This window comes from Dellaglioa algida (assembly GCF_030127605.1).
Classification (GTDB): domain Bacteria; phylum Bacillota; class Bacilli; order Lactobacillales; family Lactobacillaceae; genus Dellaglioa; species Dellaglioa algida.
Window position 1 is genome coordinate 231,031 of record NZ_JANXLE010000001.1, and the last position, 16,967, is coordinate 247,997.

The window sequence follows — 16,967 nt, forward strand, 5'->3', positions numbered from 1 at the left end:
GTAAAAAACCTATTTTATTATTATACCGTAATTATTAAAAATTAATAGTTACTTTTAGCAAGCTTTAAAAAAAATTATTTTTCTTTTAAAATATTATATTAACGTATTTTTTTAATTTCGACTAGAAAAATGAATCCAATATGAAAAGACTTATAAAAGTTAGTTGATAGCTGACCTTTATAAGTCTTCTCTTCATATTAATCCTTAATCGGTGGGTAATACCATGTCAAACAGTTCAGTGCGCCTCCCATTGTTGAAATATCTCCAATTTTAACGGGAACAACTGGTTTATCTACGTTCTTACGAATAAATTCTAGCATCTCATGATCTTGTTTCATGTTGAATTGTGGCACATAGATTACTTTATCCGTTTCCAACATGTTAATATATAAGCCCTTAGCGGAGAATATATCTTTATCGTACTGCCCCTTTTCAGTATATGCCGATTTTAATTCAACGAATTCAGCATCTGGCATCCCTTTTAGAATTGCCTTTCGAACTTTGGCCTGAAATGCTGTATCTTTTTGAAAATCACTAATAAACATCTTTTTAGGACCAATGAATTTAATCATACCATCGGCGTGTGCTAAAGCATCTTCTTCCTCAGCAGGAATAATAATCACTGTTTTAACATCTAATTGTTTTTTAAGCGTCCGAATAACTTCTTTTTCCGTTAATTGATCATTATCTTCAAAAACGCGATCAGTCATTACAACAACGTCTTTTTTATTCCAAACAACGTTTCCACCGTCCACAATCAATTTAGAAGATTCTGTCTTAATTTCATTTTGCTTCAAAAATCGATTGAAAGACTTATCCAAATATTTTGCATCTTTCTTTGGTAAGTAAGAGGGTTGATAGCGAAATTTTACCATTTTATTTGCCACTACCGGTGCCACATCACGCAACCAAATGTCATCATAGTCCGTATTAATTCTTTTTGAAACTTTCGAGTCCTTCGTTAAAGTTTTAACTGAATCTTGCCCTTCGGCTTTTTTCGCAAATTGATTACTGAACTGAGTTAATTCTTGGTATAGCGGTTGATAATAATCATTCGACTTCAAAGGTAATGCTGTAAAAATGACGCCACCTTTATTCGGTTTCGTTTCTTGTTTGCCAATTGTAAACCACATTATTAATCCTCCTATGATAAGCGTAAAAGTTATTGCAATACCAATCCATATTCTTCGTCTTTTCTTCATAAGATTAGCTCCCCTTTTACTGTTTTTTACAGTGTATCACGCCTTTTCTTTATATAATTATAATAAATATATAAGTCCGCCACGCCTCATCTTTTTGCCCCTTGACATGCCTTTTTATAATAAATATATAATTATTATAAAAAAATACTGACCATATCTATGCCTACTAAATAAATGGGACGACTTGATTCAATTTAGTAACAACTCAAATTTCCATCTTTACGTTTCTACTTGGCGAAACTCTGAAAGACCTTTTAGTCGCTTCTTTTTTTGGGAACGCTTATACTCAATTTATTGAACGAATACTGAAAGGAATTTAATGATGAAACAGATAACCCCAATACACGAAAAATTACTTTTCAGCAGCTTTCTAGCAGCAGCTGCTGGCGGATTTGATGCTTATACCTACCTGGTTCACGGTGAAGTTTTTGCCGGGCTACAAACTGGGAATTTAATTTTACTTGGTACACACATTGGTCAGCTCAGCTTCTCCACTGCCTTACATTATTTAGTACCCTTGTTATCCTTCATGCTGGGGACCATTTTGGCGCACTATCTTCAAAATAGGCTTCCTGAAAGTGATACCTTGGTACGACGCAAACAACTAATTATTACTTTTGAAATTATCTTGCTCTTATTAGTCGCTTTTATTTCACCTGTTATTCCTGACATGTTAGCAAGCGCCCTCGTCTCAATCGCGGCCGCAGCCCAACTTCAAGAATTTAGACGACTCAACAATGGCCCATTCGCCTCACTTATGATGACCGGAAATATTAGAACCTTAGCTGAATCTCTCTTCGAAGGTATTGTCCGACACGATACAGTCGCGAGAACTAAAGCAGTTGAAATTGGTACGATTATTTCTAGTTTTACTGTTGGCGCTGCTGTAACTGGCGCGGTTGTCCCTTATCTTGCTGAAAAAACGATTGTTTTGTCATCAATAATTCTTTTAATGCCACTTTTCTTGCTCACTTATTCGACTAAAAATAAATAAAATAAGGGTAACTATCAAGAAACCGATAGTTACTCTTATTTTTTTGACTAATTTTATTGCACCAATATTATCCGCAGCCACCCCGGCTGCTTTGCACAAAAAAAGACCGTCCAAAAGGACGGTCTTAAATTTAGATTAAAGTTTGATTTTACTTACGATGTTTAATTTGTCATCAAGATCGTAAACAACTGGTTCGCCAGTTGCCATTTCAACACCCATGATATCTGCATCAGAAATGTTTTCAATGTATTTTGTAAGGGCACGTAATGAGTTACCATGTGCAGCAACGATTACATTTTTGCCTTCAAGTAATTTAGGAGCGATTTCGTCTTCCCAGAAAGGAATAACACGTTCCAAAGTAACTTTTAAGTTTTCGCCACCTGGGATAGCTTTAGGATCTAAATCAGCATAACGACGATCGTTAGCTGCTGAACCTTCATCAGATGCACTTAAAAGTGGAGGTAATGTATCGTATGAACGACGCCATACAAGAACTTGATCTTCACCGAATTGTTCTGCTGCTTCGGCTTTATTTTGGCCTTGTAAAGCACCATAATGACGTTCATTTAAGCGCCATGATTTGATTTCAGGAACCCATAATTGGTCTGAACCTTCAAGTGCGTAATGTAACGTTTTGATAGCACGCGTTAAAACTGATGTGTAAGCTTGATCAAATTCGATTCCAGCTGCCTTAATCTTTTCACCAGCTGCTTGTGCTTCAGCAACGCCTTGTTCGCTCAAGTTAACATCTACCCAACCTGTGAAAAGGTTAGATAAGTTCCATTCACTTTGTCCGTGACGAATAAATACTAATTTTGCCATAAGATAAAATCCTCTTTTTCTATTTTTAGTTTACTGGTACATTTTACACTGAAATCACCTAAATTAATAGTCTAATTTAAGTGATTCAGTTTAGCACCCTTGAGCCCTTTTAACAACTGATCTACGGCGATTTGAACTGTCCCTAAATCCGTCGCTAAATTCATTCTAATAAACCCTGGAGTTTCTTCGCTAAACCACTGACCATAATCAACGGCCAAGCCGCATTCTTTTTGCATAAATTCTTTCATTCTGTCCGCTCTGACATAAGCTGAAAGGTCTATCCACATCAGATAAGTCCCTTCTAGTTCACTAATTTTAATCTCTGGAAATTTAGAAACTAACTGATGACTGACTTCTAAATAATTCGTTCTGACGATACTTAGAATTTCATCCAACCAGATTGCGCCTGAACGGTAGGCGGCTTCGCCTGCAACTCGTCCCATTAAACTACCTTCTGGTTTGTTTAAATGTTTCACAAGTTTGTCATATTTAGCACGTAATTGAGAATTTGGAATAATGATATGTGAGTTTTGTAATGCAGCTAAATTGAACGTCTTTGATGGCGCATTAACAACAACCATATTATCTCGGTAACGACCATCATCTATTGATAACGCCGATATAAAAGGTTTATTTCCAACAATTAAGTCCTGATGAATTTCGTCAGAAATCACCATGACATGATTCTCACGACATAGTTCAAGCAGTTGTGTTAGCTCACTTTCCGTCCAGACGCGACCCACTGGATTATGTGGTGAACATTGAATCAGTAACTTAACGTGGTTCTCTTTAATATCACGTTCAAGTGCCTCAAAATCCATTTCATATTGGTTATTTTCATGTTTTAAAGGCGTTCGAATCACACGTCGTTGATTGTCTTCAATCGCACTATAAAATGGGTAATACACAGGTGTTTGAACTAAAACATTGTCACCTGGCTCCGTCATTAAATCGACTAATTGGTATAATGAATTAACGACCCCTGTCCCAAAACGCATCCATTCCTTATGCATCTCGATGCCATAACGGGTTTGCTGCCATTCAAAAAAAACATCATAATATGAATCAGGAATTGTTGAATACCCGAAAACACCATGTTGTACACGGGCAACTAAGGCATCTGTCACCGCTTTAGGTGATTTGAAATCCATATCCGCAACCCACAATGGTAATAGCTGATCGTCACCATATTGTTCTTTTAAGTTATCCCACTTAACTGAGTTTGTATTTTTTCTGTTTACTCTAAATTCAGCTAAAAATTTATTTTTCTTTGCCATCAGTTTGCTTATCTCTCCTTAGTCTTTTGATTTTAACGCCCCGTCCTCTAGTCCCAGGAATCGACTTCACACCTAAGATATCTAAAAGGAAGGTAAAAATAGGAATTCCGACAATCAAACCCCATGTCCCAAATAATTCTTCACCGACCAATAGAATTACAAATGTGAAAAAGATTGGTAATTCTGTCCGACTCGACATGAACTTAGGATTTAACACATAAGCTTCAAGTAAATGAACCACCATAATCATAATTAAGATATAAATAACATCACGAATACCACCGACAGAATACCCAACCAAACTTAACGGTATACATGAAATCAGTACACCAGCCACAGGGATTAAACTCATTAAGAAAATTAAAATTCCTAAAGGCAATAACTGCGGAATATTCATAAAGTATAAACTGGTAATCGTAATAATTGTATTAACTGTTGCGATAAAAAATTGGGCTTCGATCACGACCCCAAATGACTTCACGAACTTCTCACCAAAATAGTAAACATCTTGGAAGAACCAGCCAAACTCACTTGATAAAAAGTTTTTTGAGAATTTTGCCATCTGATCTTTTTCAATCGTGTAGAAGAAACTTAATATTAATGACAACAAGAACGTTGCCGCCATAAATCCGATACTTGTTAAGTATTTAAAAACGAGTGTGAATCCACTTTTTAATTGTGGAATAATTTGAGACTTACCAATAGAATTAACGAACCACTCCATCATCACATTCGTTTCATCACCCGGATTTTGATAAAAATTAATCACGTAATGAGTCATTGAAACTGTCTGCATAACTAAAATTGGTAAGTACTTAGTAATTGCCAAATACAATAATGCGAGAATTGCCAGATACACGCCAATAACGATTAATTGGCTATTAATTGGTAAATGTCTCTGGATCATATTTATCAACCTAACCATTAAATATGTAAAAATAAACGTTAATAACACAATACTAATAACATCTTTTGCAAGGAAAATAACCCCAATAATTGTACATAGAACAACGAATCTACGTAACTTAATATTTTCAATAAAACTTTGCCAAATTTCCAATAGACACACTCCTTTAATCACATTCTTCATTGTACAAAAAAATCACTGAAATGTCTGTACTTCTTACTTTTTAATTACATAATATCAATCTATTTCAAAAAATATCGACTTGTTGAATATTAAAACTTATGTTTAACTATGATTATTAACGCTACGAAAGGAGTCCCATTTTATGGCCGAATTAATTTATAAACAACTGATTAGTAAACTAAAAAAAAGAATCACTGCGAATGAATTCCCCGACATGAAACTCCCCGATGAACGTAGTCTAAGTGAGACTTACGAAATTAGTCGTAGTTCAGTAAAACGGGCCCTAGGTCAGATGGCCAGTGATGGCATTATATTTAAAAAACGAGGATCTGGGACATTTATTAACCCGTTATATTTAAAAAACAAAACGGTTTTCAATTATGCGGGAACTAACTTAGGTGTCACAGATGGTTTCGAAATGAACGGAAAAAGTCCCAAAGTTAAGGTGTTAAGTTTTGAAGTAATTGCCCCCTCAGAAGACTTACAGCGTAACCTTTTCTTAAATGCGGATGACTTTGTTTACAAAATTGTTCGTCTCCGTCTTTTTGAAAAAACGCCATTCATGATTGAAACGGGTTATATTCCCATCAAAATCGTCCCCAATTTATCACGAGTTATCGTTAAGGGATCCATTTTTAATTATTTAGAAGATGCTCAAAATCAGGCGGTTACCAAGTCTTCCATTTCAATTTATGCTGAACCTTCTACCGAAAATGATCAAGCCCTTTTAGATTTAAAATCAACAGAGCCAGTCAGCATTATGGACGGTATTTTTTTCCTAGATGATGGCACACCATTTGAATATTCAAGCATGAGATTCCATTATAAATTCTCTAAATTCAATACTTTTATGTCCGTTAAATAGCCTATTTAACGGCTTTTTATTTAATTTTTAAAAAAATTGGTACGTTCCAATAAACTAAATGATTGACTTCTGTTTGATGTTTGTTATTATGGTCATATAGTAAGCGTTATTAATTTAACAAATAAAACCTTTAGGAGAGTGTATAACTATGACAGAAACTGATTTTTCATCTAAATCATATTTAGATAAAGTTGATGCTTGGTGGCGTGCAGCAAACTACCTTTCAGTTGGTCAACTTTATTTAAAACAAAATCCATTATTACAAACTGACGTCGTACCTGAAGACATCAAAGTTAACCCTATTGGCCATTGGGGAACAATCTCAGGCCAAAACTTTATTTACGCTCATTTAAACCGTGCAATTAACAAGTACGACTTAAACATGTTCTATATTGAAGGACCTGGTCATGGTGGCCAAGTAATGGTTTCTAACGCTTACCTTGATGGTAGTTATACAGAAATCTATCCTAAAATAACTCAAGACCTAACTGGTATGCAAAGATTGTTCAAACAATTTTCATTCCCAGGTGGTGTTGCTTCTCATGCTGCTCCCGAAACACCAGGATCAATTCATGAAGGTGGCGAATTAGGTTATTCATTATCTCATGCTGCTGGTGCTATTCTTGATAACCCTGATGTCATTGCTGCTACAGTAATTGGTGATGGTGAATCAGAAACTGGCCCATTAGCAACAAGTTGGTTCTCAAATGTCTTCATTAACCCAGTTAATGATGGTGCTGTATTACCAATTCTTGATATGAATGGTTTCAAAATCTCAAATCCTACAATTTTATCACGTAAATCTGATGCAGATTTAACGAAATACTTTGAAGGTATGGGTTGGGATCCAATTTTCGTTGAAGGAACTGATCCTGAGATCATCCATCCTGATATGGCTAAAAAAATGGATCTTGCTATCGAAAAAATTAAAGCAATCCAAACTGAAGCTCGCAAACATCCAGCTGAAGAAGCAACAATGCCTAAATGGCCTGTTATGATTGTCCGTACACCTAAAGGCTGGACTGGTCCAGCACAATGGGATAACGAACCAATCGAAGCTTCATTCCGTGCTCACCAAGTGCCAATTCCTGTAACACAACGTCACATGGAACATATTGACTCACTTGTTGATTGGATGAAATCATACCGTCCAGAAGAATTATTTACAAAAGATGGTAAATTAATTCCTGAATTAAAAGAAATGGCACCTAAAGGCAACCAACGTATGGCAATGAACCCTATTACTAACGGTGGGATTAATCCTCAAAAATTAGTTATGCCAGACTGGAAGAAAAATGCTGTTGATACATCAACTCCAGGTGCTGTAACAGCACAAGATATGATTGTTTTCGGTGATTTTGCTCGTGATATTATCGAAGAAAATCCTAAAAACTTCCGTATCTTCGGACCAGATGAAACTAAATCAAACCGTTTGAATGCTGTCTTTGAAGCAACTAACCGTCAATGGTTAGAACCAATCAAAAAAGGTAACGATGAATGGCAAAGTCCTGTAGGCCGTGTTCTTGATTCTCAATTATCAGAACATCAAGCTGAAGGTTGGATGGAAGGTTACGTCTTAACTGGACGTCATGGTTTCTTCGCTAGTTATGAATCATTCTTACGCGTTGTTGATTCAATGTTGACACAACATTTCAAGTGGTTACGTAAAGCCAAAGAACAATCATGGCGCAACCATTACCCATCATTGAATGTTATTGCAACATCAACTGTATTCCAACAAGATCATAATGGTTATACTCATCAAGATCCAGGTATCCTTGGCCATTTAGCTGATAAGAAACCTGAATTCATCCGTGAATATACACCAGCTGATGCTAACAGTTTATTAGCTGTTATGAATACAACACTTCAAAGCGAAGAATTGATTAACTTGGTTGTTTCAAGTAAACATCCACGTCCTCAATTCTACTCAGCTGATGAAGCTCAAGAACTTGTTGAAAACGGTTTGAAAGTCATTGATTGGGCAAGTACTGCTAAGGGCGACGACGCTGATATCGTTATTGCCGCTGCTGGTACAGAACCTAACTTGGAATCTTTAGCTGCTGTTGATCTTTTAAACGCAGCCTTCCCAGAATTAAAAATTCGTTTCATCAACGTTGTAGATATCTTAAAATTACGTCATCCTAAGATTGACCCTCGCGGTTTCTCTGATGAAGAATTTGATAGCTACTTTACAACTGACAAACCAGTCGTATTCGCATTCCATGGTTTCGAAGCTATGGTTCGTGACATCTTCTATGATCGTCACAACCATAACATCGCAATTCATGGTTACCGTGAAAATGGTGATATTACTACACCATTCGATATGCGTGTCTTGAACCAAATGGATCGTTTCAACCTTGCTAAAGATGCTGTCTTACAAGCTGGCCATTTAGGCGCTATGGGTGATGCATTTGTTAAAGAAATGGATGCTAAGATTGCAGAACATGAAGCTTACATTCGCGAACATGGTGATGATCTTCCAGAAGTTAACAACTGGAAATGGACATCATTAAGATCATAAACTATTAAATTAAAGGGAGACGCAATTGCGTCTCTTTTTTTGTTCCAAATTAAAAGACAGCATTCTTTTTAAATAAGAATACTGTCTTTTAATTTATCCATTACTATTCTTCCGTCAATTGTCCGTCCCGCATAAAGAATGTTTTATCTGTATAAGCTAATACATCCTCATCGTGCGAAACCATAATAATCGTTTGACCTGTTTTCTTCGTAATATCGGCCAACTGTTTAGCAACTTGCTTTGCTCTTTTGCTGTCCAGACTTGCCGTGGGTTCATCTGCAAAGACTATCTCTGGCTGACTAAACAATGCCCTAGCGATTGCAACACGTTGTCTTTGTCCACCTGAAAGACTTGCCGGATACTGATTTCTTTGGTCCCATACGCCCAATTCACGTAACATTGCTTCAGGATCATTATTCCCTTTTTTACTACGCATTTTACTTACTAACTCAAACTGTTCTAAAACTGTTAAAAAAGGAACTAAATTTGAGCCTTGTAAAATAAATCCAAATTCGTTAAATCGTAAATGCGTGCGTTCTTTTTCACTTAATTTACCAATTTCTAAATCTTTAAAATAAACTTCACCATCGGTTAGTCCCTGCAGCCCACCCATAATTGTTAACAACGTTGTTTTTCCGGAGCCTGAAGGACCAGTTAATCCAATAAACATTCCAGGTTCAACAACTAAATTAATATCTTTGAGTGCTAATTTGGCACTATCACCTTTTCCAAACATCTTGGACACATTCGATAATCGCATTAAACTCAATTTAGACACCCCCAATTGCATCAAGCGGATCAACACGTAATATTTTAGAAATTGAAAATAGTGATCCCAGAATAATCATTAGCAATAAAACAAGTGAGAATCCAGAAACTAAGAACGCGTTATTTAAAAATGGTACAGCGGCTGGTAGCGTCAATGCCGTTGCCACATCCGCAATAATTCCAAGCCCAATCCCTGCTATTCCTAACAATGATGATTCCCAGATTAAACTTTTAACTAAGGTTCCACCAGAAATCCCTTGCGCCCGTAAAACACCATAAACAGCCGTTTTCTCAATCGTTAAGATATACATAAATATACCGACGATAAACGCAATAATAACAAAAAGAGCCCCAATCATTAATGCAAATGTTTTTACCTCTGGAGCGTATCCCGGTATATTGTTAATTAATTCATTCGTTGTTAACGTTGTAAATTGTGTTTCTTTTTTTATACCTGCTGAATTTTTTAAAACGATCGCATTTATTTTTTTATTTGAACTACCCGGTCCATACCTCAATGTCTGATAATCGGTTAATCGTAAGTAAACAACAGGTGATGTCGTATATTTGTTCCCGGTAGTTAATCCAACGACCGTATAAACTTCATCCACGTTATTAATTTTTATTTTTTGACCTAGTTTAGTTGCTTCCAATCCATTATCAACAACAACTTCGTTAGCTTTTTGTGGCATACGTCCTTGAATTAATTTTGGTTTCAAAAACTTATTAAATTGAATACCAAAAACGCTGATATTAGCTTTTTTTTCATTCTTACGACTAGCGACACCCATCATTTGACCTAAGTAAGCATAGTCAGAGCTTGATCCTGAAATTTCAGGTAATGCGTTACTTTGAATTTCCGATGATGATAAGTTATCATTCGCGTATTGGCTAATAACAACATTATCTGCATGCCAATTATCAATTGATGAACGATTATTATTCGCAAGTCCGAATGCTAAACCCGTTAAAAAAAAGATGAGATATGATACTAGAAAGATCGTGAAAATAATAAGCCCATATCGAAACTTATTATGTTTTATTTCTTTAATAGCTAAGTACATAACCTATTCCCCCAATTTTTTACTATGTCATATGAATACTTAAGAAAAAGAACACAACCCCAGTAAAATCAAGGATCGTGCTCTTAAAAGTATTTTATTTGTAATCACGTGCTGCAATGGCCTTAACAGTTGTTTTTTCTTTAATAGACTGTTTAATAATTTTAGCAACATCTGAATCGCTAAACGCTCTAGGATTTACCCCAGCAGATCTAATTGCGTCACGTGCTTCCTTGATACGTGCTGCCGTAATTTTATCACTACTTGCATCAACATAATCCGATGAATTCGTCGTGTACTCATTTGAGCCAGAATACTTCGCCGCATCATCCTTTTCTTCTGATGTTAATTCCGCTGATGATGAACCAGAATCGGTATTAGGCTTCGAAGTAACGCTACTGCTACTTGATGATAAAGATGATGAGCTTGAGCTCGTTGAACTACTTGTTGGATATCCAATAGCTGCTAATTTCTTATCATTGCTCTTTTGTAAATCAGTTGCTTCTTTCTTAAAATCTGAATAATAATTTTTATCAATATCACTATCTTTTAAAATTTTGTCTAACTCAGTATTCGATGCCGTATAACTATTTTTTGCAGTTAAATCTTTTGCAGTATCATAGCTTGTTGTAAATGATTCACGTTTTTTAATAACTGTTGTTAATTCTTTTTCTAAATTTGTCGCACGTTTTTTAATAACCGTAGATGCATCACGATCTGCTAAAACAACACTTATTGCATCTTTTGCCTTAGCATACTGGCGTGCTTCAACCTTATCAAGAACAGTCCTGTAATGTGTTACCTGTGTCTTATAAGCTTGTGCAGTAACATCATTTGATTTCTTTTGTAAAGCAATGTCGAAGTACTTTTCAGCGCTAGCATACTCTGCATCCTTGATTGCGGCTTTACCGTCCTTCATTGCTGTATCATAACTTTTTCCAGTTTCCGCGTGTTTTGTTAAACCGTAACCACCAAACATACCTACAATGATGATCACTACTATTCCCCATACCCATTTTTTCATTCTAACTACACCTCTTAATTATCATATTTATACTAACGCCATTATATCACGGAATATTGCTCAATCGCTAATCAAAAATAAGAATTCGGCTTCCCAATGAAACCGAATTCTTATTTCAATTTATATTTACAAAACAAGTGACAATAACATAATAGCACAGAGTCCAAGAACAACTGATAGACCCATTGACCGCGTACGGTAAGCAATCGCAAAGACGATTACTGCTGCTATTAACTTTGTTACGTTATCTACACCAACAAACTGAAATCTTGAATTAATAAAAAGATCTTTAAAAACTAATGCTGAAAATAAAGAAACGGGTACATATTTCATCCATTCATTAAACCATTCCGGAATTTCACGAGATGCGAAAATTCGTAATGGAATGAATCGAGGTAAATATGCAACAAACGCAGATAAAATAATTAATAAAAAATGATCCATTGTTGTCATTTCCATAGTTAACTTTCCTCAGAAACTTTAGATTTTCTACTGATCGTATGTCGACTTGCTCTTGGCTTAATCGTATTCAATAACTTGCTACGTTTACCTTTTTTAACGACTTCGTGCTCTATTAAGAACCCAACAAAAGAGGCTAACAACGTTGCTACAACTAATCCCATTGTACTTTGAAATAACGTCATAAATACAATTGCTAGTATCCCTGACAAGACGCTAATCAGGATTGTTAAGTAATTTTTGAGTTGCATAACAATCATATAAATAAATAGTGATGTTAGTGCAAATTCAACAATACTTAAATTAATTTTTAATCCGGCACCAATGAGGCTACCCACAACATTACTCATTGTCCAAAATAATAATGAGTAATGTTCAACCATCAAGGCATCTTTTGGTTTCCATTCTTTATCTGTCGCAAACTTTAAGTAATTAACTGCATAATTTTCATCGTTCAGTGATGCCGCAAATATGTATAGGAATTTACGACTAGTTCCTCGAATGTATTGCGATAAACTAGCACCTAATAAGGCGTAACGCAATTCAAGGAAGAATAACATGGTAACAATCGAAAGAATCGGCGAATGAATTGTCAGCATAGATGCAATCAAAAACTGTGCACCACCTGAGAAAACAAGCACGGAAACTAATCCTGCTAATATCGTATTGAAGCCTGCCGCATGGAGTAAAATCCCACATGCGAGTCCAATTGGGATGTAACTCAGACAAAGTGGCAGCGCAATTTTTAGGACTGTGAGCCAGCGTTTTTCCGTTTCTTTCACGATAATCCTCCAGTAATATAAAATGGTTTTGCGGTATAAATTATAGCATACATCTGTTTTTTAATACTCTTTATTTAATAACTTTAATCAAAAAGTCATCCAATAATGATTTGTTCTGAAGGAAAACGGTATTTTTCATCCCGATCTTTTTTCGAAACGAAGAATATCAACATATATAACATCCCTACACGTCCAACAAACATCAGGATAATAATGACCATTTTACCAATGACGCTAAGCGAACTAGTAATACCTGTTGATAATCCCGTTGTCCCAAAGGCAGAGGTTACTTCCACAATTAACGAAATGAGTGATTGGTTTTCCGTAATACTTAAAATAAAAACCGCCATCAGACACATCAAGATGGACAAATTAACAACGACAATCGATTTTTGAATATCATTTTCATGAATTCTTCGGTTGAAGACATTCACGTTCTTATGCCCCCGGATAAATGAGAGTAAATATAACCCCAAAATACCAATTGTCGTCGTTCGGACACCACCACCAACAGAGCTCGGACTGGCACCAATAAACATTAAAATAGAGAAAATCAGTAAAGTTGTTGTATTAAAATCGCCAATTTGATTTATCTGTAATCCCGCATTTCGCGTTGTCACACTATAAAACATGGCCGTGATTGTTTTCTCAATAACCGTTTTATTTGCAAAATAGCCATTATTTTCAGATAAAAATATCAGAATGGTTCCAATGAAGAAGAATCCAACCGCGAAGCTACCCGCTAGTTTTGCAAACAGTGAAAATCTAAATTTCTGATTACCCGGCCTAAACCAAGTCATTTTAATCCACGCTAATACTTCAATGATAACTGGGAACCCAAGACCACCTATAAAAATTAAAATCATAATTAAAAATAAAAAAAAGTAATCTTTTGAATACGGAATAATGGATTGACCAGTAATATCAAAGCCCGCATTTGTCAGTGCTGAAATCGAAATATAAAAACCGTCAAAAATTGATTTGGCTAGATGTTCAAATCCATCGCGTGCGTACAGGTAACATGAAAAAATTACGCCAAATACAGCTTGAATTGCCAACATAATACCAAAGATCGTGTAAACCAAACGAACATTTCCACTTAAACGTGGTTGGTTCATATCGGTCTGAATCAGTCGGCGCTGCTGTAATCCAATTCGACGTCCAGCAATTACTAAGATAAATGTCGATAACATGGTGATTCCAAAACCACCTATTTGAAATAATATTTCGAGTAAAACAATACCATTTTGATTATAGACTTGCTCTAACGGAAATGTCGTCAATCCGGTAACACTAACAGTTGAAACGGCCATAAAAATCGTATCAATAAACGAGATATTCACACCCGGTTGTTTAAAAAATGGGATACATAACAAGAGACTAGTAACCACAATTAATGACAAATAATAAAACACGACAATTTGTACGGGGGATGCCAACAGATTGGCTTTATCGAGATATTTTTGAATCCACCTATTCATCTTGTCATCCCCCTTTTTTTAGTATAATTTAAAAAAAGAGGTTAGCGCTAAGTACGCACGCTAACCTCTCATTCTAATTATTTAATTAATTCTAATCCTGCGTAACTAATGACAACTTTTTGTTTTAATTCTTCAGCCGTTTCGTTCTTAATAAATTCCTTATCGAATTTAATAATAGCCGAATTTTTTAGTTGTTTTTCAACGACCCCAGTAAAGAATTCGTTGTTAGTTTCGAAACTAACGCGTGTATCAGCTGGGAACGGAATCCCTTTTTCGTTGACTTCAAGATTTTTTTCATCAAAATGACTTAACATAATTTGGCCTCCTATTGTTTTAAATATTAATAAATACAGTATACCGCTTTTCAATGATGATTACGACCCATTAGTGCTAACCAAATATAACTCATCTATAGTTCTTTTATCCCGCCAGTTTGTCTTTTACGACTCAACATCATAGCTGGAATGATAAGGCTGACAACGAATATTGCCGACCACATAAATCCATAGTGATACGCCTGAGCCAACTGCGTAACATTTACAACATGATGCGTCGTCGTATAGGTTGTGACAGCCGTCGCTAAAATGGCTGTTGCAAACCCAGCACCAATTTGTTGAAATAAATTAGAACTAAGTGAGGCTGCTGCTGAATCTACTTTATTTAATCCCACATAAGCATCCGCTTGCGTCGCAGATTTTACCGCTGAACCACCAACTCCTCGTATGAACATGACAATTGCAATTAATAAATAATGACTTGATGCGTCAAAGTAACTAAATGGAATAGTCCCAACGAGCGTTATGGCAATTCCAATAATAGTAACCAAACGAGCGCCCAAAGAATCAATTAAATTACCAATTGCAGTTCGCGAAACTAGCATCCCAATTGATTGTGGCATCAAAGATACCGCCGCAACAATTACGCTTTCACCTCGAATATCTTGAAAGAAAAGAGGTAAAAGTAACATTGGTCCAGAGGTCACAAATCCCGATAAAAAGATTCCTAACATGGATCCAGAAAAATGACGTTGTTTAAATAAATGTAAAGGCATCACGACCCTTTTACTATTCAATAGTGCGTACCCAACATAGATCATAGCTAGAAAGATTCCGGTACCAACGTATGATAACGTCGCCGTATTGTTAAACGTTCCTTTAGTGCTGGCTTGCACAACGCCATAGATACTTGTCGTAGAAATGGCAATTAGCAATACAACACCAAAATAATCAAATTTTATAGACTTATTTTTTGGTGCAACCTGTGGCACTTTAAGCATCAGTAATATAATCGCTATAATAACGACCGGTACATTGATAAAGAAAATCCAGCGCCATGAGAGATACTGAACTAATAGTCCGCCAATTATTGGACCAACCATTGGACCAAGGGTCATTGGAAGACCAATAACGGCCATCATTCGTCCCATTCTATCACCACCAACGGAATCAACAAGCAAGGTGAACATCACCGGCATTAATAGTCCACCAGCAAATCCTTGGATTAATCGAAAGATAATTAAACCATTAATATTCCAAGAAATACCCGCCAATAAAGATGCCATTCCAAAAGCGACTTCTGCCCACAGATAAACAGATTTACCAGAGAACCTCATTACTAACCAACTTGAAAATGGTACGGCAGCACCCATAGCCAGAATAAATCCGGTAACCGTCCATTGAACAATTGATAAACTGACATGAAAATCAATACTTAACTGATTAACTGAAATATTAACCATAGTGGAATCTAACATTGGTGCCATAATACCAAGTACCATAATCCACGCAATAATAACCAAGTTATGCGGAATTGGTTCAAGTTTCAAATTTTTATTCTTCATATTTAATAAATCTCCTAATAATTATATTTAAAGTACATGTTGTATCTTAAATATAAGATACGTCAACGTAAACTCAAAGTCAACTTTTAATTACATGTTGTATTTATTTTAATAACATTATGTAACTATGTTATACTTAACGTACCTAAAATGAAGGGATTTAAAGATAATGACGGATAAAAAAAGAGCACCCCGGAAGACAAAAAAAGAATTAACTAAAGATATCTTTCAATCAGCCATCAATATTTTAAATAAAGAAGGCTATGAAAATGTCACTTTTTCAAATGTTGCTCGCCTGGCAGGAACAGGACGGCCCGTCCTTTATCGCCGTTGGAAAACGCCATTTGATTTACTTCTAGATGCCGTTGATTACTTCTCAGAAGATGAGATTTCCGATTATTCAACTATTGATTTTTCAGATAAAACATTACGTGATAATTTAATTTCAATACTTAGTCATTTCAATGCATCATCTCAGTTCATGCGTGCTTTCTTATTCGAACTTGGTCAAGACACGCCGTCCGTTAAAAAATATTCAAATCAAATGCGCCAACAAAACTTATCATTAATGGATCAATTATTGTCACAAGCCCAGCTCTCTGGCGAGCTTCAATACACTGTTACTGAGGATATTAAGCTTTTACCTTTTAATTTATTACAGTATCAGGCAATGATGACACCCAATGATATGACACCACAATTCGTTACTGATTTTGCAGTTCGGATTGTTGATCGGATTGTTTTACCAGCCATCTTAGCCCAACAAAAAAAATAA

General features: G+C 35.7%; 16 protein-coding genes. 4 read left to right on the plus strand and 12 right to left on the minus strand.

From position 1 onward, the window contains the following. Positions 1–197 precede the first annotated feature (197 nt). On the minus strand, positions 198–1,202 hold the full coding sequence (locus N0K73_RS01010) for an agmatine deiminase family protein (protein WP_112251001.1): 1,005 nt from the start codon (positions 1,200–1,202) through the stop codon (positions 198–200). A 319-nt stretch (positions 1,203–1,521) separates the two neighbouring features. On the opposite strand from N0K73_RS01010, the gene N0K73_RS01015 reads away from it, so the two are divergent. Continuing rightward, the gene (locus tag N0K73_RS01015; RefSeq protein WP_112251003.1) at positions 1,522–2,196 is read left to right on the plus strand and encodes a YoaK family protein; all 675 of its coding nucleotides are present in this window, start codon (positions 1,522–1,524) and stop codon (positions 2,194–2,196) included. Between the two features lie 135 nt (positions 2,197–2,331). Here the strand turns inward: N0K73_RS01015 and N0K73_RS01020 are convergent, their stop codons facing one another. The 3 genes from N0K73_RS01020 to N0K73_RS01030 form a co-directional block, all read right to left on the minus strand. Beyond that, entirely contained in the window at positions 2,332–3,018 is a 687-nt protein-coding gene (locus N0K73_RS01020) for a 2,3-diphosphoglycerate-dependent phosphoglycerate mutase (RefSeq protein WP_057974668.1), read from the minus strand. A 71-nt stretch (positions 3,019–3,089) separates the two neighbouring features. Further along, positions 3,090–4,295 (minus strand): MalY/PatB family protein, encoded by a 1,206-nt coding sequence (locus N0K73_RS01025; protein ID WP_112251005.1) that lies wholly within the window; start codon positions 4,293–4,295, stop codon positions 3,090–3,092. Further along, positions 4,279–5,355, minus strand: coding sequence for an AI-2E family transporter (locus N0K73_RS01030; RefSeq protein ID WP_057974666.1), 1,077 nt, complete (start codon positions 5,353–5,355; stop codon positions 4,279–4,281). Before N0K73_RS01030 ends, N0K73_RS01025 begins: the two co-directional genes overlap by 17 nt. Positions 5,356–5,527: 172 nt before the next feature. Here N0K73_RS01030 and N0K73_RS01035 point away from each other — a divergent pair, with 172 nt between their 5' ends. Further along, positions 5,528–6,250: a GntR family transcriptional regulator gene (locus tag N0K73_RS01035; RefSeq protein ID WP_057974665.1), complete on the plus strand. Its 723-nt coding sequence runs from the start codon at positions 5,528–5,530 to the stop codon at positions 6,248–6,250. A 148-nt stretch (positions 6,251–6,398) separates the two neighbouring features. Continuing rightward, positions 6,399–8,777: a phosphoketolase family protein gene (locus tag N0K73_RS01040; RefSeq protein WP_057974664.1), complete on the plus strand. Its 2,379-nt coding sequence runs from the start codon at positions 6,399–6,401 to the stop codon at positions 8,775–8,777. Between the two features lie 103 nt (positions 8,778–8,880). Here N0K73_RS01040 and N0K73_RS01045 read toward each other — a convergent pair whose 3' ends face one another. The 8 genes from N0K73_RS01045 to N0K73_RS01080 form a co-directional block, all read right to left on the minus strand. Beyond that, entirely contained in the window at positions 8,881–9,537 is a 657-nt protein-coding gene (locus tag N0K73_RS01045) for an ABC transporter ATP-binding protein (protein ID WP_318530524.1), read from the minus strand. Between the two features lie 10 nt (positions 9,538–9,547). Further along, positions 9,548–10,609, minus strand: coding sequence for an ABC transporter permease family protein (locus N0K73_RS01050; protein WP_112251199.1), 1,062 nt, complete (start codon positions 10,607–10,609; stop codon positions 9,548–9,550). A 94-nt stretch (positions 10,610–10,703) separates the two neighbouring features. Next, positions 10,704–11,630: a hypothetical protein gene (locus tag N0K73_RS01055; RefSeq protein WP_057974661.1), complete on the minus strand. Its 927-nt coding sequence runs from the start codon at positions 11,628–11,630 to the stop codon at positions 10,704–10,706. A 126-nt stretch (positions 11,631–11,756) separates the two neighbouring features. Next, complete coding sequence (locus tag N0K73_RS01060; protein ID WP_057974660.1) at positions 11,757–12,089, minus strand: AzlD domain-containing protein; 333 nt, start codon at positions 12,087–12,089, stop codon at positions 11,757–11,759. 2 nt (positions 12,090–12,091) lie between these two features. Next, entirely contained in the window at positions 12,092–12,871 is a 780-nt protein-coding gene (locus N0K73_RS01065; RefSeq protein WP_112251197.1) for an AzlC family ABC transporter permease, read from the minus strand. A 95-nt stretch (positions 12,872–12,966) separates the two neighbouring features. Further along, positions 12,967–14,352, minus strand: a complete 1,386-nt coding sequence (locus N0K73_RS01070) for a TrkH family potassium uptake protein (protein WP_112251195.1) — start codon at positions 14,350–14,352, stop codon at positions 12,967–12,969. Between the two features lie 77 nt (positions 14,353–14,429). Next, positions 14,430–14,666 carry a hypothetical protein gene (locus N0K73_RS01075; RefSeq protein ID WP_057974657.1) on the minus strand — a complete coding sequence of 79 codons (237 nt, stop codon included), beginning with the start codon at positions 14,664–14,666 and terminating at the stop codon, positions 14,430–14,432. Between the two features lie 95 nt (positions 14,667–14,761). Further along, a complete protein-coding gene (locus tag N0K73_RS01080; RefSeq protein ID WP_112251193.1) occupies positions 14,762–16,192 on the minus strand; it encodes a DHA2 family efflux MFS transporter permease subunit in 1,431 nt (476 codons plus the stop codon). Positions 16,193–16,361: 169 nt separating this feature from the next. Between N0K73_RS01080 and N0K73_RS01085 the strand changes: the two genes are divergently transcribed. Next, positions 16,362–16,967 carry a TetR/AcrR family transcriptional regulator gene (locus N0K73_RS01085; RefSeq protein ID WP_112251191.1) on the plus strand — a complete coding sequence of 202 codons (606 nt, stop codon included), beginning with the start codon at positions 16,362–16,364 and terminating at the stop codon, positions 16,965–16,967.